This is a genomic window from Stappia sp. WLB 29, assembly GCF_023507705.1.
Classification (GTDB): domain Bacteria; phylum Pseudomonadota; class Alphaproteobacteria; order Rhizobiales; family Stappiaceae; genus Stappia.
The window spans coordinates 102,599-121,737 of the sequence record NZ_JALBGD010000011.1 but is presented as its reverse complement, the minus strand read 5'-3'; the positions used below and the strand labels follow the sequence as shown (position 1 = coordinate 121,737).

18 protein-coding genes are annotated in these 19,139 nt (G+C 69.9%); 6 read left to right on the top strand and 12 right to left on the bottom strand.

Annotated elements, in window-relative coordinates; genetic code table 11:
* Window positions 1-231: 231 nt before the first annotated feature.
* Window positions 232-648, top strand: coding sequence for a Ros/MucR family transcriptional regulator (locus MNI96_RS18835; protein ID WP_158195600.1), 417 nt, complete (start codon window positions 232-234; stop codon window positions 646-648).
* Window positions 649-771: 123 nt separating this feature from the next.
* Here MNI96_RS18835 and MNI96_RS18830 read toward each other — a convergent pair whose 3' ends face one another.
* The 3 genes from MNI96_RS18830 to MNI96_RS18820 all read right to left on the bottom strand — a co-directional run bounded on the left by MNI96_RS18830 (window position 772) and on the right by MNI96_RS18820 (window position 3,121).
* Complete coding sequence (locus tag MNI96_RS18830; protein ID WP_249695669.1) at window positions 772-1,824, bottom strand: ABC transporter ATP-binding protein; 1,053 nt, start codon at window positions 1,822-1,824, stop codon at window positions 772-774.
* A gap of 129 nt (window positions 1,825-1,953) precedes the next feature.
* A complete protein-coding gene (locus MNI96_RS18825; RefSeq protein ID WP_249695668.1) occupies window positions 1,954-2,841 on the bottom strand; it encodes a hypothetical protein in 888 nt (295 codons plus the stop codon).
* 55 nt (window positions 2,842-2,896) lie between these two features.
* On the bottom strand, window positions 2,897-3,121 hold the full coding sequence (locus tag MNI96_RS18820) for a hypothetical protein (protein WP_249695667.1): 225 nt from the start codon (window positions 3,119-3,121) through the stop codon (window positions 2,897-2,899).
* Between the two features lie 287 nt (window positions 3,122-3,408).
* Between MNI96_RS18820 and MNI96_RS18815 the strand changes: the two genes are divergently transcribed.
* From MNI96_RS18815 to MNI96_RS18805, 3 genes are all read left to right on the top strand, one after another.
* Window positions 3,409-4,617: a DUF2336 domain-containing protein gene (locus MNI96_RS18815; protein WP_249695666.1), complete on the top strand. Its 1,209-nt coding sequence runs from the start codon at window positions 3,409-3,411 to the stop codon at window positions 4,615-4,617.
* A gap of 145 nt (window positions 4,618-4,762) precedes the next feature.
* On the top strand, window positions 4,763-5,740 hold the full coding sequence (locus MNI96_RS18810) for an ABC transporter substrate-binding protein (RefSeq protein WP_502960362.1): 978 nt from the start codon (window positions 4,763-4,765) through the stop codon (window positions 5,738-5,740).
* Between the two features lie 7 nt (window positions 5,741-5,747).
* On the top strand, window positions 5,748-7,466 hold the full coding sequence (locus tag MNI96_RS18805) for an ABC transporter permease (protein ID WP_249695663.1): 1,719 nt from the start codon (window positions 5,748-5,750) through the stop codon (window positions 7,464-7,466).
* Window positions 7,467-7,485: 19 nt separating this feature from the next.
* On the opposite strand, the gene MNI96_RS18800 is transcribed toward MNI96_RS18805, so the two are convergent.
* The 4 genes from MNI96_RS18800 to MNI96_RS18785 form a co-directional block, all read right to left on the bottom strand.
* The gene (locus MNI96_RS18800; RefSeq protein WP_249695662.1) at window positions 7,486-7,752 is read right to left on the bottom strand and encodes a hypothetical protein; all 267 of its coding nucleotides are present in this window, start codon (window positions 7,750-7,752) and stop codon (window positions 7,486-7,488) included.
* Between the two features lie 84 nt (window positions 7,753-7,836).
* The gene (locus tag MNI96_RS18795) at window positions 7,837-8,178 is read right to left on the bottom strand and encodes a DUF1491 family protein (RefSeq protein ID WP_249695660.1); all 342 of its coding nucleotides are present in this window, start codon (window positions 8,176-8,178) and stop codon (window positions 7,837-7,839) included.
* 51 nt (window positions 8,179-8,229) lie between these two features.
* Window positions 8,230-9,156, bottom strand: coding sequence for a peptidoglycan-binding domain-containing protein (locus tag MNI96_RS18790; RefSeq protein WP_249695659.1), 927 nt, complete (start codon window positions 9,154-9,156; stop codon window positions 8,230-8,232).
* 23 nt (window positions 9,157-9,179) lie between these two features.
* A complete protein-coding gene (locus MNI96_RS18785; protein ID WP_249695658.1) occupies window positions 9,180-11,027 on the bottom strand; it encodes a sensor histidine kinase in 1,848 nt (615 codons plus the stop codon).
* Between the two features lie 325 nt (window positions 11,028-11,352).
* Here MNI96_RS18785 and MNI96_RS18780 point away from each other — a divergent pair, with 325 nt between their 5' ends.
* Entirely contained in the window at window positions 11,353-11,838 is a 486-nt protein-coding gene (locus MNI96_RS18780) for a DUF5330 domain-containing protein (RefSeq protein WP_249695657.1), read from the top strand.
* 307 nt (window positions 11,839-12,145) lie between these two features.
* Window positions 12,146-12,577 (top strand): SufE family protein, encoded by a 432-nt coding sequence (locus MNI96_RS18775; RefSeq protein WP_249695655.1) that lies wholly within the window; start codon window positions 12,146-12,148, stop codon window positions 12,575-12,577.
* Window positions 12,578-14,048: 1,471 nt separating this feature from the next.
* Here the strand turns inward: MNI96_RS18775 and MNI96_RS18770 are convergent.
* From MNI96_RS18770 to MNI96_RS18750, 5 genes are all read right to left on the bottom strand, one after another.
* Window positions 14,049-14,849 (bottom strand): DUF6456 domain-containing protein, encoded by an 801-nt coding sequence (locus MNI96_RS18770; protein ID WP_249695654.1) that lies wholly within the window; start codon window positions 14,847-14,849, stop codon window positions 14,049-14,051.
* A gap of 3 nt (window positions 14,850-14,852) precedes the next feature.
* Entirely contained in the window at window positions 14,853-15,296 is a 444-nt protein-coding gene (locus tag MNI96_RS18765; protein WP_249695653.1) for a helix-turn-helix domain-containing protein, read from the bottom strand.
* Between the two features lie 271 nt (window positions 15,297-15,567).
* A complete protein-coding gene (locus MNI96_RS18760) occupies window positions 15,568-16,176 on the bottom strand; it encodes a DUF1254 domain-containing protein (protein ID WP_249695652.1) in 609 nt (202 codons plus the stop codon).
* Window positions 16,173-16,832, bottom strand: a complete 660-nt coding sequence (locus MNI96_RS22035) for a DUF1214 domain-containing protein (RefSeq protein WP_249695650.1) — start codon at window positions 16,830-16,832, stop codon at window positions 16,173-16,175. The genes MNI96_RS18760 and MNI96_RS22035 overlap by 4 nt, the downstream gene beginning before the upstream one ends.
* Window positions 16,829-19,045 carry a transglycosylase domain-containing protein gene (locus tag MNI96_RS18750; RefSeq protein ID WP_502960359.1) on the bottom strand — a complete coding sequence of 739 codons (2,217 nt, stop codon included), beginning with the start codon at window positions 19,043-19,045 and terminating at the stop codon, window positions 16,829-16,831. The genes MNI96_RS22035 and MNI96_RS18750 overlap by 4 nt, the downstream gene beginning before the upstream one ends.
* Window positions 19,046-19,139: the final 94 nt, after the last annotated feature.

Genomic DNA, 19,139 nt, shown 5'->3' with positions numbered 1-19,139 from the left:
AACCGGCCTTGGCAATCGATTGGCATTTAGGCCAAGCTACATGGGTTTCATTGAAAAATTTCTCTTGTGATCGCCATTTTGTCGATATATACGACACCTATGGGTTTCGGTCGACAGAATCGAGGTCAGATATTGTCTCGCGTCAGTATCCCAACAGTACGCTGAGCTTGTCTGGTCGTAATTTTTGTCGGTCTATTTCGCAAAGTTCCGAATAAACTGATGGGTGAAATAATGACTGATACGGTCGCCGACGACAATCTTATCGACCTGACCGCCGACATCGTCTCGGCCTATGTGTCCAACAACACCGTTGCCTCGTCCGACCTCGGCGGTCTGATCAACGAGGTCTACAACGCCCTTCAGCGCACCAGCGGTTCGACCGTCGAGCCGGAGCCGGAGCCGCTGCGTCCGGCCGTGCCGGTGAAGAAGTCGGTCACCCCCGACTACATCATCTGCCTTGAGGACGGAAAGAAGTTCAAGTCGCTGAAGCGGCACCTGCGCACGCATTACGACATGTCGCCGGAAGAGTACCGCGAGAAGTGGGGCCTGCCGACCGACTATCCGATGGTGGCGCCGAACTACGCGGCCGCCCGTTCGGAACTGGCGAAGAAGATGGGCCTCGGCCAGCAGCGCAAGCGCGGCAAGTAAGCCCTGCCAGGCAGCTTGGCGCGGCGGCAGGCCCGAAGCGCAAGCCGACAGTTCGAGACCGCTGCGGAGCGATCCGCGGCGGTCTTTCTTTTGGGCATTCTCTGCAGGGAAGGATGGGTGCGCTCAATCGTCCTGCGGCAGCAGCCATCCGCCGGTGAAGCGCACCGGAACCTCGCCGCCCGGCCCGGCCCTGCGGGCGAGATGCAGCACCAGCGGCTCATCGAAGCCCGGAAGCTCTGCCGTCGCCTCGAAGAACCCGCCGCGATAACTGACATGAAGCACCTTTGCGCGCAGCGCGCCGTCGCCTCCGTCCGTCTGGATGTGTTCCGGCCGCAGCATCACCGTACCGGCTCCGGGGCGCGCATCGTCGGGCGCCCGTACCTGAAGCGTCTGGTTGCCCGCCTTGACCTGCGCCATGCCGTTTTCGGCCGCTTCCACGGCCACTCGTGTCAGGGCCGAGCGGCCGATGAAGCGGGCGACCCGCTCGCTGGTGGGGCGCAGATAGACCGTCTCAGGGCTGGCGGCCTGCAACAGCCGTCCTTCCCACAGGATCGCGATACGGTCGGCGAGTGCCATGGCCTCGCGCTGGTCGTGGGTGATGTAGAGCGTCGTTGCTCCGGTCTGGCGGTGGAACAGCGCCAGTTCCTCTTCCATCGACTGGCGCAGATGCGGATCGAGATTGGCCAGCGGCTCGTCCATCAGGATGGTGCCGGCCTGCTGCGCGAGACAGCGGGCGAGGGCGACGCGCTGGCGCTGGCCGCCCGACAGCGAGGCAGGTCTGCGCGCGGCGAAAGCCGAGAGCCCCACCTTGTCGAGGCTGGCCTCGACCCGCGCCTTGCGCTCGCTTGCGGCAAGCCCGGCGCTCTCCACCGGAAAGGCGACGTTGTCGCGCACGCTCATATGCGGCCACAGCGCATAGGACTGGAACACCACGCCGACATTGCGCGCCTCCGGCGGCACATGCCGGGACGGCGAGGCGACCGTCTCGCCGCCGATGGCGATTTCGCCCCCGTCGGGCGTCTCGAGACCCGCGATCAGCCGCAGCAAGGTGGACTTGCCGCACCCGGAGGGGCCGAGAATGGCGAAGAAGCTGCCCGCTTCCACGTCCAGCGTGATGTCGGAAACGGCCGTCTGCGGGCCGAAGCGCTTGGTCAGCGCGCGAAGGGAAACCGACATGGGGCTCCGGTACTGTGCTGAGGTCGGGAGGGCGGCGTGCGATGTGCTTAACCGCGCGGGCGGCTGCCCGCAAGCGCGCCCCATCGCATGGCAGTGTGAGGATTGCGTGACAGCGTGCTGCCCGCCGGCTCACTTCACGGGCGCCGGCCGCTCGGTGCCCCAGTTGGAATAGATGCGCGAGCGCCGTGCGTCCTCTTCCTGGCCATAGCGGTTGATCGCCTCGCAGCCCTTTTCCAGCAGCACCACCTCGGCGGCGAGCTTCTTCCAGGCCACATTGGCGTCCCACACCTTGTTGTGCGAGGGGGTCTCGATCTCCAGCGCGTCGATGGCGTTGCGGTAGGAGACGAGACGGTAGCGCAGCGCCTGGCCGGCCCAGTCGATATAGCGGCGGTTCTCCCACACCCGCGCCTGGGCGCCCGCCAGTTCCTCCTTGGTGGAGATCTCGCGCCGGCCGAGGGCGCGCAGCCGCTCCTCGTCGGCGGCCATCACCCGGGTCGCCACCTTGCAGAAGGGCGGTACGAGTTCCGCATCCGCGCGCGCGTCGGCGGCCACCTTGTCGTAACGCACCTCGCTGGAGCGGTACTTGTCCGAGCGCAGATAGGAATAGTAGCGGTCCGGATCCAGCTTGTTGGCGGTTTCCGGCAGGATCCGCGTGCGGATCAGCTCGGTGCGCGTGCCCTCGATCCAGTCCTCGCTCGCCGGCGGGCGGATCAGCGTCCAGCCGCGATCGCGCAGTTCGCGCTCGTCGTCCGTGAGGTTGAAGCGCGACATCGGTTCGCCGCGCGCAACAGCCAGTTCCGAGCCCATCTGCGGCATCAGGCGGTCGTGGATGACCGACGGCGCAGGCCGGCCGAAATCGCCTGTCGGCCTTTGGCAGGCGGCAAGCGTCGCGGCGGCAAAGCAGGCCGAGGCAAGCAGCAGCGCATGCGAAAGGGCAGGGCGCGGTGCGCTCTGGCGCCTCGCGAGCCCCGGCCGTTCGGCCGTGGCCGCGCGCACTGTCGGACGGCGGATCGTCACGCTTTGCTCTTTCCCCTCGCGCCCCCCGCGCCCCGGATGGGACGGGCGGTCCGGCTCAGTGAGCCTTGCCGGGATCGCGGTCCAGGCCCGGATGCGCAAGGCTATCCTGTTTGCGCCCGATTCGCGCGCCGAGATCAAGCGCTTGCACGTCGTCGTGATGCTCGACCCTGACGCCGGGAAAGATGACGATCTCGGCCGAGACATGGCGGCCGCGCGGCATTGCTCGCCGGGAAAGGCGCCCAGGCCGATAGCCGCAGTGGAAGTTCAGCACGGTGCCCATAGCATCCTCCATGAGCCAACCCGGTGCGCGGTGGCGCTCCGGTCCCAGACCCCTGGCAGGTCACGCGAAACCAACTGCCGTGAGGTTAGTAGGAACGAGTCAGGGTTAACAACTCGCTAACGCTTTTCTGGCAATTTTACGCAGTCCGTCTCCATGAGGGTCTCCGCGTTAGGGGCCGATGGCGAGGGGCGCGTGTAAATGCGTAGCGCAGGCAGTCCCGGCCCGTGTCCAGTTCTTTCGACGTTTCAGCCAAGACTTTGTCCCCTGGCGCTATCCCCGAGGAGAGCGTGCAGGACCGCCGTCGTCCGCACCACAGGGCGATGGAGGGCGTGCTCGACCTGCCGATGGAGCCGGGCGATGCCCGCAAGGCCGGACTGTTGCTGGCCGCCACCGAACTCTATGTCGCCCGGCAGGGGCACGACACCTCCGAGCGCCGCATCTTCGCCGAGCTGTTCCGCCAGTTGCTGCCGGAGACGCCGGCCGAGCACCGCCTGACAATCGCGCAGCTGCTCGCCGCTGCGCCCGAGACGCCGTCGGAATGCCTCAGCCTGCTCGCTGCCGATCCCGACAGCGAGATCGCCGCCGCGGCCCTTGCCGGCGAGGGAGCCTTGCCGGAAACCGACCTGATCTCGCGTGCAGCCAGCGGCGATGCCGCCGTCCATCGGGCCATCGCCGCGCGCTCGCAGATGCCGGAGAGCGTTGCCGGCGTGCTGCTGCGCCATGCCGACGCGGCGACGCTGAAGGTGCTGCTGGCCCGTCCCGACTGCCCGCCCGGCGAGCGCGTTCTGGAACTCCTGTCGGCGCGCGAGGACATGCTGCGCGCGCTCGCCGCGGACCTTTCCCGCCGCCATGCCCTGCCCGCGCCGCTGCTCTTCGCCCTGTTCCTCGACCTCGACCGCACGGGACGCATGGAGGCGATCGCGGCGGCGGAAGCGCGCGCGCTTGCCGAACTGGCCCGCCGAGGCGATCCGAAACTGCTCAACGTTGCCTTCAAGCCTGCCGTGCTGGCCGCACTCGTCGAGGCGGCGCTGTCCGGCGGTCTCGCCGTCTTTGCCGCTCGGCTCGCCCATGCGCTGGCCCTGCCGGCGGAGACGGCGGCTCGCATCGTCGACGATCCCGGCGGCGAGGCCCTGGTGCTGGCGCTGCGGGCGCTCGGCACCGGCGACAGCGAAAGCGGCCGGGTTCTCGTGCGGGTGCTCGGCCAGACCGCGGCGCTGGAGCATTTGCGCGGTCTCCTTGCCCTGCACGACCGGGTCACCCCGCGTGCGGCGATGATGGTGATGGAGGGGCTGCATGCCGGCCCGGCCGCCACCGTCGCGCAGTTGGCCGCGGCCCGCGAGGAGGCGCAGCGCCCGGCGGTCGGCCGCAGCCGGGCTTCCGGCCTGGCCTCGCCCTATGGCGGTCTGTCCCATGCCGAGCGCCGCGACGGGCAGGGCGGGCGCACGCTTGCGCCGTCCTCTCCCGCCATTGTTTCCTCGCGCCGCGACGCCGGCTGACCGCCGGACAGCCTTGTAAAAAATCCCCGGCGTCTTCCCCGGTGTCTGGGCCGGGGCACAAGAAACTGTTACATGCGCCTGCTATGGCCCCTGTTCACCCGCTCGCGACGAACGGGACAACACGCCATTCACGGGGTTTCGCATGATCAAGACCAAGCTGCTCGCAGCCCTCATGACGGTTTCGCTCGCAACGCCGGCCTTCGCCGACCTGTCCGGCAAGCTGGTGCTGTACACCTCCCAGCCCAATGCCGATGCGCAGCAGACGGTCGATGCCTTCAAGGCGAAGCATCCGGGCCTCGAGATCGAGTGGGTCCGCGACGGCACGTCCAAGGTGATGGCCAAGCTGCAGGCCGAATTCGCCGCAGGCGATCCGCAGCCGGACCTGTTGCTGATCGCCGACACGGTGACCATGGAGAGCCTGAAGAAGGAGGGCCGCCTGCTCGCCCACGAGGGCGCGGACGTCTCGGCCTATGATCCGGCGATCATGGACAAGGACCGCACCTACTTTTCCACCAAGCTGATCACCACCGGCATCGTCTACAACACCGGCGCCTCGATGGTTCCCGCGTCCTACAAGGATCTGTTGAAGCCGGAGGCCAAGGACAGCTTCGCGATGCCCTCGCCGCTGACCTCGGGTGCCGCCACCATCCATATGGTCTCGGTGACCAGCCATCCGGATCTCGGCTGGGCCTTCTACGAGGGGCTGGCAGAGCAGGGCGCGCTCGCTCAGGGCGGCAACGGCGGCGTCTACAAGGCGGTTGCCGGCGGCGAGAAGCTCTACGGCTTCCTGGTCGACTTCATGGCGATCCGCGGCGCGGCCGAAGGCGCGCCGGTCGCTTTCGTCTTCCCGCAAGAGGGCGTTTCTGCCGTCACCGAGCCGGTCGCGATCCTCAAGACCGCGAAGAATGTCGAGGCCGCCAAGGCCTTCGTCGATTTCCTGATCTCGGAGGAGGGCCAGGCCCTTGCCGCCTCGCAGGGCTACCTGCCGGCGCATCCGGGCGTTCCCGCGCCGGAGGGCTTCCCCGCCCGCGACAAGATCAAGCTTCTGAACTTCGATCCGGCCGCCGCGCTCGAGGGCGATGCCGCCAACAAGATGAAGTTCGAAGAGATCTTCGGCGGGTAATCGAGGCTTGCGCAGTCCGTCCGCCTTCGCGATCGCCGGCGGCGAGGGGCTCTCCCTCGCCGCCGTCGCCTTTCTGGTCACGCTGCTGTGCGGCGTGCCGCTGGCGTTGCTCTTCGCCATCGGCCTGACCGGGGAGGGCGGCGGGCTGACGCTCGGTCCCCTTGCCGAGACGCTTGCCTCGCGATCCGTGCAGCGGGCGCTGTGGAACTCGCTGGAAAGCAGCTTTCTCTCCGCCTGCCTTGCCACCGTGCTCGGCACCGTGCTGGCGCTGGCCCTCGGCCTCACCAATGTGCGGGCGAAGGCGCCGCTGGTCTTCCTTATCCTGCTGCCGATGATGATCCCGCCGCACGTGACGGCGATCGCCTGGAGCCAGGCGCTGGGGCCCGCATCCCCGGTGCTGCAGGCGCTGGGACTGGCTCCGGCCGCCGGCGCGCCGCATCCGGTCTATTCGCTGACCGGCCTCGTGGCGCTGCTCTCCTTCCAGCACATGCCCATCGTGTTCCTGGTGGTGAGGGCGGGCCTGCGGGCCTTCCCGCGCGAACTCAGCGATGCCGCCCGCGTCTCCGGCGCCCGCGCGCCGCGCCTGCTGTGGCGTATCACCCTGCCGCTGCTTGCGCCCTCGCTATTGGCCGGTTTCGTCCTGGCCTTCGTCAGCGCGCTCGGCAATTTCGGCATCAATGCGCTGATCGGCATTCCCGCCCGCTATACCACGCTGCCGGTGCTGATCTGGCGCCGGCTCGCCGGCTACGGCCCCTCGGTGATCGGCGACGTGGCGCTCATCTCCATACTGCTCGGCATCGTCACCCTCGGCCTCGTCGCCATCCAGGTCCTGCTGCAGCGGCGCATGCGCAACGCGCTCGTCGGCCTGCCGCAACAGCCGCTGGCCGTCGATCTCGGCCGCGCCCGCCTACCGGTCGAGGCGACCGTCTGGCTGCTGCTGGCGGCCACCCTGCTGCTGCCGGCGCTGTCGCTCTTCGCCACATCCATGATGCGCACCTACGGCCTGCCGCTGGCCGCCAGCAGCCTGACGCTGGAAAACTACGCCGAGATCCTGTTCCGGCAGGCGGTGACACTGCGCGCCTTCGCCAATTCCACGGTGGCGGCGGCGCTTGCCGCGCTGCTGATCGCGGGTCTGTCGATCCTGCTCGGCTATTTCCTGGCCATGCGCCGCGGCATGGCACGGCGGCTCGCCGGACTGGTCGCGGCACAGGCCGATGTCGCCTATGCGGTGCCGGGCCTCGTCATGTCCATCGCCTTCATCCTGATGTTCCTGCGCCCGCTGCCGGTGCTCGGCGTCAGCCTCTACGGCACTATGGCGATCATCCTGCTGGCCTATGTGGCGGTGTTCCTCGCCATCGGGCTGAACTCGGTAATGGCCGCCTACATGCAGGTGGATGCCAGTCTCGACGATGCGGCGCGGGTTTCGGGTGCCGGCTTCTTCCGCCGTCTGGCGCGGGTCCACGCGCCGCTGGTCGCGCCGGCCGCCGCCTCGGGCGCGATCCTCGTCTTCCTCACCTCCTACAACGAGGTGACGGTCTCCGCCCTGCTGTGGTCGAGCGGCAACGAGACCATCGGCACGACGATCTTCAACTACGAGGACGGCGGCTACACGACGCTCGCCGCCGCCATGTCGAGCGTCACGGTGGTGGCGACCGTGCTGGTGATGCTGGCGGTCAATGCGCTCGCCCGCCATGTGCCGGCGGGCGCCATTCCCTGGAAGGACTGAGTGCGCGGAGCGCGGTGCCTCACGGCCGGGCGCCGGGCCCGTGCTGCCGGGCTGTCGCGGCGCTGAAGGCCAGGGCTTGCCGCAGGGCCAGCAGCCGGTTGGGATCGTGCGCCCAGGAGCCGGCAAGGCCGAGCTGTCGCTCCGCCGTTGCCGCGCGGTCGAGCCAGCGGATCTCGTCGGCGGGAGATATCCCCGCCGGCACGCCGAGCCGCGCGGTCACCCTCGCATGGATGTCCGAAAGCGGGATATCCCCGTCGCCGCTGCCGCCTGTATACTTCTTCCCCATCGGCCCCGCTCCCGTCGTTCGCAAGCCAGTATGCGGTCGGCGGGCAGGGGCGGGGATAGGTGCTCAGCGGCAAGGGATCGGCGCTCAATCGGACGCGACGTCCCAGAAGGTGCGGCCCTCGCGGTCCTCGATCTCGACGACCCAGATGTCCGGGTCCATCCGCCGCTCGGAGGCGAGGCGGGCTTCGACCTTTTCCCGCTCCGCGCGCTCGGCAAGGCGCTCGAACAGCCGGTCGCCGACGGGTGCGTCCATGAACAGGCTTTGCGGGGCAGGGCCGTAGAGGTCGCAGGTGCCGTCGCGCCGGTCGACAACCAGATAGATGGCGCCGGCTTCCTCGGCGCCCCTGGAGATCACGCCGGCCCAGGCGTTCTCGCCGAAGCAGCGGCGGATCAGGGCCGAGACCCAGAAACCGGACGTCAGGCGCATGGCAGTCCTTTCGCGGGCGCCGCCGGGCGCTCGGCCCGGCCCGCCCTGGCCTTACAGCGGCCGGCCGAGCACCTTTTCCACCTCCTGCTCGACCATTGGGCCGAGCGCGCCGGTGATGGCAAGGCCGCGGTCGAGTTCGAAACGGCGGATGGCATTGGCGGTCTGTTCGCCGGCGAATCCGTCGACGCTGATCGGACCATAGCCCATTTCCGACAGGGCCGCCTGCAACCGGGCGATGCGGGCGCGGTCGCCCGTGAGCGCGCCGTTGGCGACCGAAGCGGGCGGCACGCGACCGGCGTTCGCGGGTGCGGAGACGGTTTGTGCGCGGGGGGCAGACGGGGCCGGCACCGGCGGCGTCACCCGGGTGGTGCGCACCGAGCCGGTCGTCGGGTTCGAAGCCTGCGCGGCGGCCGGCGACGAGCTGCCGGAGGACGACTGACCGGGCACCGTCTGGGGCGCTGCTGTCTGGGGCGGCAGCGGGGGCAGGGGCGGAAGGTTGTCCACGTCCACACCGGTATCCATGGCAAGGCGCGCCAGCAGCGCGGTGTCGATATCCCCGGTCTCGGGCAGGCCGCGCGCGCGCTGGTAGGCGCGCACGCCGCGCTCCGTTGCCGGGCCGTTCAGTCCGTCGAGCAGGCCGCCATACATGCCGAGGCGCCGCAGCTCCATCTGCACGTCGCGCACCAGCCGCTGGCGCTCCAGCTGCGCTTCGGTGACGACAGGGGCGGCCGGCGTGCTGACCGGCGCGTCGCGGGTGGCGAAGAACGGCGCCGGATGGCGGCCGGACTGGAAGACGAGGGCGTTGGCGATGATCAGCCCGCCGGTCAGCGCCATGACCAGCCAGCCGCCGGTCGCGACCGGATTGTCGAGCGCCACCGCGCCGAGGCCCTGGGACGCAGGGCGCGCCGGCGGCAGCGGTTCGTGCCGTCGTCCGCGCCGGGCGGCGGGAGCGGGCTGGTTTCGGGGCGAACGGCTCATGCTCTCAGTCTTCTTCCTGGCGCTCATGCGCTGCGCTTGATGTCATGTCCCGTGCTGCGGCCGGCCTCCCCCCGGGGCGCCGCAAGCCGTTGCGAAAGTGTCGGCCGCGGAGCGGAGATCCCCCCGTCGGCGGCCAGCGAGGGCAGGGCGACGCTGACGCAGGTGCCTTCTCCCTCGCGGCTGTCCAGCGTCATTCGGCCGCCGCTCAAGGCGGCCAGGCCCTTGACCACGGCAAGGCCGAGGCCGGCGCCGTCGTGCAGCCGCGCCAGGCCCGAACTCGCCTGCACGAATGGCTCGGTCACCCGCTCGTGGTCGGCCGGCGCGATGCCGATGCCGCTGTCGCGCACGCCGAAGACGAAGCCCTGCGGCTCGCTGCGGGCGAAGAGGACGACACGGCCGCCCTCGGGCGTGAATTTCAGCGCATTCGACAGCAGATTCAAGGCGATCTGGCGGCAGGCGCGCGGATCCGCGCTCACCTCGCCGAGCGACAGCGGCAGGTCCGCCGTCAGCCGCAGGCCGAGCCGGGCGGCCTCCGGCTCCATCATCCGGCGGCAGCCGTCGAGGCAGGTCCGCAGGTCGAAGCGTTCGGCGACGATATCGAAATGGCCGGTCTCGATCCGCGCCATGTTGAGCATGTCGTTGACCAGCTGCAGCAGGTGGCTGCCCGACTGGTGGATGGTGCCGGCATAGTCGCGCACCCGCTGCGGATCGGCGGCGGCACCGGACGCCGTATCCCCGCTCAAAAGCTCGGAAAAACCCAGGATCGCGTTGAGCGGCGTGCGCAATTCGTGGCTGACGGTGGCCAGGAACCGGGAGTGCGCCTCGCGGGCCTTCTCGGCCTCGGCGAGCGCCGTGTCGCGCTCCGCGGCAAGGGTCGCCTCGGCCGTGACGTCGCGCAGCACGCTGAAGGTGCCGGTATCGCCTTCGGGCGACGGATGAACGGTCAGCTCAGCCGTGATGTAGCCCGGACGGCCGGCCTCGCCGGGCTGGTTCTCGCCGCTGCGCAGGCGCAGGCGCAGGCTCTGGACCGCCCCTTCCGAAGCGGCATCGCTGAGCGCCTTGAGATAGGCTGGACGGTCGCCGACATGGACGCGGGCGAAGAGCCCGTCGCCGGCCAATTCCCGTGCCGCTGCCGCCGGACGGCCGAGCCCCAGGATGCGCGCGGCGGCCTCGCCGGCCTCCTCCACGCGCCCGCCGGGTCCATGCCGCAGCACGGCCTCGCCGGCGAGCCGTGCGGCAAGGCTCGTGCGCGCCTCGCGCAGGACAAGGTCGCCTTCGCGCCGCCGGTTGGCGGCGCCCACACGCAGCGCCAGCAGGCCGGCGTAAAGCACGGCAAGCGTCACGGCCAGCAAGGGAACGGGCAGGAAACCGCCGATCGGGGCGGCGGCCGCAGGCATCGTCAGCCCGGCAAGCGCGGGGCCGACGGCCATTACCAGCGTCACCGCGGCGACGAGGACAATCCCGCGCCGGCGGCCGGCGATCGCCGCCTCGACAGGGGCGAGCACCAGCAGCGGCAGCACCGACGAGGAAAGTCCGCCGGTCAGCGCGGCGAGCACGCCGAAGCTCACCGCGAAGAGCAGCGCCGAGGCGATCTGCCCCCACGCGAGTTCGCCGGTGCGCGAGACATACATGGCAAGCGGCAGGTGCGCCGTCAGCCAGCCGAGAATCAGGGCGACCGCCAGGGTAGTGATTCCATTGAAGGCGAGCATCAGCGGCAGCAGGGCGAGCGCCAGCGCGCCGCAGGCGAGATGCCCGCGGATGAAGGCGCCGTGGCTGGCGCGGGCGGCCGTTTCATGGGCCGCATCCGGGTGGACCAGGGCATCGACATGGCTTGCCGCAAGCCTCAGCCGATCCTGCAATGCTGGCATCATTCTCGTCTTTCCGGCGCGTCGCCGTTTGCTCGACCTGTTGTGCCCCGATGGTCACAGGAACGGCTTAAGGAACCATGAAACCTCAAGTTTTCCCGGTGGAGCGAAGGGGCGGAACGGCACGCCAAAGGGCCTGCGGAAGGGCCTTGGAATTTCGATAAAATTTGAGACGAATTTTGCGAAAACTCGTCTCGAAATTGCGAAAAATTGAGAGCGGCGACTCAACCCGGCGTTGGAGGATGCGTGCTACATTGCGGGCATAACGGATCCGGCGACCGCATGTCGGCGACCGGCCCCGACCCGGATATGACAGCCAAGGGCGGCAACCATGTTCTTTCTTCTCAGATGCGCATTCTGGATCGCGCTCGTGCTGCTGATCCTGCCGATCGACACCGGCGAGGACGGCAAGGAGAGCGCCGGCATCAACCCTGTGACCGCGTTCTTCGCGGCCCAGTCGACCATCAGCGACCTCTCGGGCTTCTGCGAGCGCAATCCGCAGACCTGCGAGACCGGCGGCCAGGCGATCTCGCAGATCGGCGCCAAGGCCAAGGTCAGCGCGCGGATGCTCTACGAATACCTCGACGAGAACGGCGAGCTGACCACCGGCACGACCGGCACGCTGACCGAGACCGACCTGGAGCCGGTCTGGGCGCTGCCGAAGGGCGAGCCCGCGACGACCGCCGAGGCGGGCAGCGCGGCACCGGCCGCCGGCGAGGCAGGCGCGCAGCGCTCGGCCCAGGTGACGCCGCTTCCGGCGCCCGGCCACGGCCCGGTCCCGCTGCCCCGTCCCAAGGGCGCGGACCGTCCGGTCTGATCGAAACCGGCCTGATCAAACGGGCCTGGCCCGGACACTTGTCCCCGGCCCGGCGGGTGCGCCCGCCGTCCGGACCTGCCTGCAAGTCTTCCGGCAAGCCTCTTGACGTTTTTGCGCAAACTGAAGGCGGACCCTTCCGCCGCCCGCGGGTGAACTGCTGCCCTGTTCACCCGCGGGCTTTTTCTTTGTTTTCTTTCCGCGATATTGACGGACACCCCCCGGTTTCCATCTCCGGCCGAGCGGACTATATAGCGGGTCACGAAAGTCCGACCCGCTCCGCGCTCCGTTCAAAGACCGATGGCTGCCCATGATCCCGCCGCTCGACGACATTCTTGAGAACTTCGACTTCCTCGAAGATTGGGACGACCGCTACCGCTATGTGATCGAGCTGGGGCGGATGCTGCCGGAGTTTCCCGACGAGGAGCGCACCGACGCCAACAAGGTGCGCGGCTGCGCCTCGCAGGTCTGGCTGGTGAAGTCGGTGGAGCGCGGCGAGGACGGCGCGCCGCGCCTGGTGTTCCAGGGCGACAGCGACGCCCATATCGTCAAGGGGCTGGTCGCCATCGTGCTCGCCACCTATTCCGGGCGCAGCGCGGCGGAGATCGCGCAGACCGATATCGACGAGATCTTCTCCCGCATCGGCCTCAAGGAGCACCTGTCGGCGCAGCGGGCGAACGGCCTGAAGTCGATGGTCGAACGCATCCGCGCGGACGCCCGTGCAGCGCTCGCCGAGGCCTGAGGCAGCCCCCCTTCGTTCTCCGGCACGCAAGCTCCTCCCTCGTCCTCCCGGACGCAGGCGAAGCCGGAGATCCGGGATCGGGGAGCCGAGGGCGGTTGCAGCAGCGCTCAGGCAAAAAAGGCGGGCACCGTGCCTCTCCGGTCCCGGGTCGCGCTTGCGCTTGCCCGGGAAGACGCGGGGAGGGGTTGGAGTGAGTGGCGAGGACACGCCGACGTGCGCCCACGCTCGGCCTGTCGTCCCGGTTTCGGCGCAGCCGAAGACAAGGACCCAGTAACCCCGAGCGGTTCGGGCGAGGCCTCGGCACTGCCGTGAGCTTCCCTTGCCGAAACGGGCGCTTTCGCAAATCCACCCGCCCCGGCGGATACTGGATACCTGCCTTCGCAGGTATGACAGGGATGGGGGAGGCGACGCCGCCCCGCCTCACAGCCGCTCGCGTTGCCTCTGGGCCCCGGATCTCGCGATGCTCGTCCGGGGTGACGTCCTGTGGGTGTCGCGAGACCTTGCATCCTTCCGGCCGTCACCCCGGCCGCGCGTCAGCGCAGAGCCGGGGCCTATTGGTTTCCAGAGCTGTTGCGGGCGCGCGCAGACCCCCGCAACATCGCCTCGCCCACACGGTCCTCTCCTTCGTCCTCCCGGACGCAGGCGAAGCCTGCAGATCCGGGATCGGGGAGCCGAGGGCGGTTGCAGCAGCGCTCAGGCAAAAAAGGCGGGCACCGTGCCTCTCCGGTCCCGGGTCGCGCTTGCGCTTGCCCGGGAAGACGCGGGGAGGGGTTGGAGTGAGTGGCGAGGACACGCCGACGTGCGCCCACGCTCGGCCTGTCGTCCCGGTTTCGGCGCAGCCGAAGACAAGGACCCAGTAACCCCGAGCGGTTCGGGCGAGGCCTCGGCACTGCCGTGAGCTTCCCTTGCCGAAACGGGCGCTTTCGCAAATCCACCCGCCCCGGCGGATACTGGATACCTGCCTTCGCAGGTATGACAGGGATGGGGGAGGCGACGCCGCCCCGCCTCACAGCCGCTCGCGTTGCCTCTGGGCCCCGGATCTCGCGATGCTCGTCCGGGGTGACGTCCTGTGGGTGTCGCGAGACCTTGCATCCTTCCGGCCGTCACCCCGGCCGCGCGTCAGCGCAGAGCCGGGGCCTATTGGTTTCCAGAGCTGTTGCGGGCGCGCGCAGACCCCCGCAACATCGCCTCGCCCACACGGTCCTCTCCTTCGTCCTCCCGGACGCAGGCGAAGCCTGCAGATCCGGGATCGGGGAGCCGAGGGCGGTTGCAGCAGCGCTCAGGCAAAAAAGGCGGGCACCGTGCCTCTCCGGTCCCGGGTCGCGCTTGCGCTTGCCCGGGAAGACGCGGGGAAGGGGCGGTGCAAGGGGAACGGTGCAAGGGCAGCGAGGCGACAGGGGGAGGAGACAGGGCAGCGAGGCGACAGGGGATCGAGACGGTGAGAGAGAAGACAGGAGCGCGGGGCGCCCGCTCAGCCGGTGCCGTAGTGGCGGGCGAGCCGCGTCAGCCCGAGCAGCAGGACCACCTTGGCGGAGCGCGGCGGCCAGCGCCGCTCCCGCTCGACCTGCTCCAGCCCCTTGAGCTCGCAGCACACGTCGATCAGCACGCCGGCAAGCTCCGGCCCGACCTCCCGCATCGCCCGTTCGAGACGCGCGCGCGCGGCCAAAGTGGTGTCGGTGAGCTCGACAAGGCCGCCGCGCGGATCGCGGCCGCCGCCCGCGCCGCTGCCGAGTGCCGACCAGGCCATGCCGCGCATGCCCGGCACGATGGCGCCATGGGTGTGGTCGGCGCGCAGCCGCTCGCCGGCGGCGAACTGTCCCTCGTCGAGGATCGGCTCGCCATCGCGGCCGCGCCGCCGTCGCAGCCAGGCCAGCGGGCTCTCGGCATGGTTGACGGTGACGATCTCGTCGGCCGCCCCGGCAATGGCGATGCGGCGGGTGCCGGTCTCCCGGTGCTGGGCGGCGAAATCCTCCTCGCCGGAACCAAGACGCCGGAGCCGGGCGCGGCCGGCCGGAGACAGGAGGAGACGGCCCTTGCCGCCCCGCTCCACCAGCCCGGCGGCAAAGGCCGCCCGCAGCTGCGCGGCGTCGACGGCAAGCGGGGCGGGGGAGGAGGCCGAGGCGGGAGGCGCGGCGCCGCCCTTCGGCGCGGTTGCGGCGGCGGGCAGGGGGACGAGCTGCACGCCGCCGTCCGGTCCGTCCTGAGGAGACCAGGCGGGCGCGGCGGCAAGGCGGGCGAGAAGACGGTCCAGCGCGCGGCGCGAGGAAGCCATGGCTCAGGCCTCCGTTCCGCGGGCGGGAAGGGGACGGGTGGCCAGGGTACGGGTGGATGGCGGGCGGGCGGGCAGGACGGCGAGCCCGGCTTGCAGCGCGGTCTCCAGCCCGCCGACCATCGCGTCGAACTCGGGCTCGTCGCGCCTGTCCTCGACCAGCCGGCAGGCATGGGCGACGGTGGTGCGGTCGCGCCCGAACTCGCGGGCGATGTCGGTGAGCGTGCGCCCGAGAATGACGTGATGCAGATACATGGCGATCTGCCGGGCCAGCGCGACATGGGCGCGGCCGCGGCTGGGCTGGGCGAGGTCGGTCTCCTCCACCTCGAAAACCGACAGGACGCAGGCCGTGACGAGCAGGCCCGCCCCTCGCATCGGGCGGGGCCGAAGGGCCGCGGGCATGCCGACGGCCAGGCCGCCGAGGTCTGAAATTCCGGACAATCCAGTCATTCCTGCCTCCACTTATCAATTTTAGGTTTATATTCCTATATCATTACGGGAAAAATACCCGCACGGGGATAAGTGCGGTTGCGCTGTTGTTTTTTGCGTGCAGCGCGCGGGTCTGGCGGGGATGTGGGAGGGGAGAGAGGGGGCAAGGAGGCGCCGCGCCGCCTGCCGGCCGCACGGGCGCCGGCGCGCTATCCACGGGCGGGAGCGGACTGTACCGTCAGCGGCGGACCGCCATCGACTCGGGGATCCTTCGATATCGGCGCCGGGTGTGTCAGAGCCTGCGGCAGGTCGCCTGCGCCATCGCCGTCTCGATCCGTTCGCGCAGCAGGGGCTCGCCGTCGAAGGCGCGCAAAAGCGCATAGCCGTGGAGGGCGTCGGTCTCGATGACGATCAGGTCCTCTAGGCCCTCCGGCGGGTTTTCGCGCAGGACGCTGAGCTGCTCGGTGGTGAGCACCAGCACTTCCAGCCGGCCGCCGGCACCGGAGGTGCGGTCGTTGAGGCTGTAGATCGCCCGCCCGCCCGCATCGAACAGGGCGAAGGACCAGAAGGGCGGCGGCAGCGCCGCCTCGATCTTCAGCGGACCCTCGCCAAGGTCGAACCGGCAGGCGGCATGGAGCATCATCGGGTCGAGCATCGGCAGCGGCTCGGCGCCGGCTTCCACGTCCGGCAGGCGGTTGAATACCCCGTCCGGCCCGAAGGCGGCGACCCGCGCATAGGCGCTTTCCGGCACCTGGCCCGGCACGCCGAGCACGATCGCGATGTGGATGATGCCGCCGAGAAAGAGCCCGGCCAGCAGCAGCAGAAGCATGCGCACGACGACCATGCCGTCGAGCGCCCGCAGCGGGAGGGAGGAAAAGGTCTTGCGGGCGCGCGCGCTCATCGGCACAGCCCCCGGCGGATCTCCGGCATCGGCACGTTGGCAACGCCTGTGCCGGTGGTCAGCGGCGTGTCGTAGAGGCGCAGCGCCAGCACCAGCCCGCGGGCCGTGCCGGAGGTCGGCAGCCAGTTGCCCGGCCGGGCGCGGGGCGCGGCGGTGATGACGAACTCGCCGTTCGCGCGGCGCAGCAGGTGGCGGCTGTCGACGCCGCTGCGGGGCGAGCCGTCGGCGACCAGCCGCATCTCGCGGTCGAGCGCCACCAGCGTCCACAGCCGGGCGGGGGCCGCCTGGCCGGAAATCTCGTAGTCGCAGCGCGGCGACAGGGTGTTGCCGTCGCTGTCGGTCTCGGCCAGGAACATCAGCCCCTCGCCGCCGGCCAGCGGCACGCGGCCCGTGCGGGCATGGGTGGCGGTGGAATAGGGGTCGGCATCGCGGGTGCCCTGGCGCGGCCGCGCCTCCCACGCGCCGAGCCGCAGCGCGCCGAAGGCCGGCGCCCGCTCCACCGCCAGATAGGCGCTGGAAAACCCGACGCTCATGGCGATGGCGATGACGATGGCGAGATCCAGCGCCAGGGCGCGCCGGCGCCGCCGCAGAATGGAGGGGACGCGGTCCGGCCGCAGGCCGTCGGTCTCCGGATCGTGGGAAAGGGCGAGTGTCACCGGGCGACGGGCTCCGCCTGTCCTGGCGCCTGAAGAGCGGCCGGCGCTTCCGCCCGCTTGCCGATGGCATCCAGCCGCGCGCCGATCTCCTCCAGCACGGCGATGGACTGCACGCGCAGCAGGCGCGGCCGGTCGGAGCCGGCGCCCTCCGCCACCGGAATGGCACCGTCCTCGCGGGCCGGGCGGTCGACGCCCGGCATCGGCCGCAGCTCGATGCCCTTGTGCGCGTAATCCATGATCGACTGCCAGGTCATCGCCGGCAGGCTGCCGCCGGTCATCCGGGCGGTGGAGGTGAAGTCGTCGTTGCCGAACCACACGGCCGCCGCGTAGTTGCCGGTGTAGCCGACGAACCAGGCATCGCGATAGGCCTGGGTGGTGCCGGTCTTGCCGGCGGCGGTGACGCCCTCCACCCGGGCGCGCCGGCCGGTGCCGTTTTCCACCACGTTGACCAGCACGTCGTTCATCTCGGCGGCCTTTTCCTCCGGGAAGATGCGTTCCGGCGGGGCCCGGTCGTTCGCCTGCTCGTAGATGACATCGCCGGCGGAATTGCGCACCTCGAGGATGGCGGTCGGCACGACCTTCAGCCCGCCGCTGGCGAAGCTGGCAAATGCGGCGGCCATGTCCAGCACCTTCACCTCGGCGACGCCGAGCGGCAGCGGCCGGGTGATCTTGATCTCGGTGGTGATGCCCATCGCCTTGGCATAGTCGACGATCTTGTCGCGGCCGATCGCCTGGGCAAGGCGCACCGGCACCGTGTTGATCGACTTGGTCAGCGCGGTCTTCAGCGTCACCGGGCCGGCATAGCCGCGCGAATAGTTGCGCGGGCTCCAGCCGCCGATGGAAATCGGCGCGTCCGGCACCACGGAGGCCGGCGTGTAGCCGTTCATGAAGGCGGCGATATAGACGAAGGGCTTGAACGAGGAGCCGGGCTGGCGCACCGCGTCGACCGCGCGATTGAACTGGCTCTCGCCGTAATCGCGTCCGCCGACCATGGCGCGCACGGCCCCGGTTTCCGGCACGACGACGGCGACCGCGCCCTCGCGCACCCGGTAGCGCTCGCCGTGCTGGCGCAGGCTCTCGAGCACGGCGCGCTCCGCCTGGCGCTGCAGGCCGGGATCGAGCGAGGTGCGCACCGTGACGATGCGGTCGTTGGCGAGCGCGGGATGGGTGCGCGCCAGCTCCTTCACCTCGTTGAACGCATAGTCGAGGAAGTGGTCCGGCGAGCGGTCCTTGCTGCGGTCGATGGCGACCGCCGGATTGCGCCTTGCGCCGATCACCTGGCCCTCGGTCATGAAGCCGGCCTGGACCATGTTGGTCAGCACATCGTTGGCCCGCGCGCGCGCCGCCGGCAGGTTGATATGCGGAGCGTATTTCGTCGGCGCCTTGAACAGGCCCGCGAGCATGGCCGATTCCGCCAGGCTCAGCTCGCGCACGTTCTTGCCGAAATAGAACTCGGACGCCGCGGCGACGCCGAACGTGCCGCCGCCCATATAGGCGCGGTCGAGATAGAGCTTGAGGATCTCGCGCTTGGAGAGGTTCATCTCCAGCCACAGCGCCAGGAACGCCTCGTTGATCTTGCGCTCCAGCGTGCGCTCGTTCGACAGGAACAGGTTCTTGGCCAGCTGCTGGGTGATCGAGGAGCCGCCCTGCACCACGGTGCGGGCGCGCACGTTTTCCAGCATGGCGCGGAAGGTGCCCATCACGTCGATGCCGAAATGGTAGAAGAAGCGCCGGTCCTCGGTCGCCAGCGCCGCCTTGATCAGGTGGTCGGGGATCTCCTCCAGCGGCACCGTGTCGTTGAGCAGGATGCCGCGCTTGCCGATCTCGTTGCCGAAGCGGTCGAGGAAGGTGACGGAAAAGTCCTCGGTGGTGCGCCAGTCGGCGCGCCCGGTCTGCTGGAAGGCGTCCTGCGCCAGCGCCAGCATCAGGATCAGGCCGAGCAGGCCGAAGGTGACGCCGTCGGAGGCAAGCTCGGCGGCAACGCGCCCCGCGCCGCGGGCGCGGAACCGGCGCAGCCAGGCCGAATAGCCCTCGAGCCCGGCGCGCAGACCGGAAAACGACCGCCACAACGCGGTGTCGACCCACGCGTCGACCGACAGCATGGCCGAACGCGCGCGGGCGCCGAACGGGCGCCGCCCCGACGGCTGGTTCCCTGAAGAGGGCGCCGGCTGCGGGCTGTCCTGCGGGTCGGCATCGCCGGATCGCTGGTTCACCTTGGTCTTCCGTTCTGCTATGGCCGTGGGCGGGCTCCCGCTGCGGGAGCGACCCGGCGCGGTCCGTTTTACTCCCGATCCGCCGGGCCTTTCA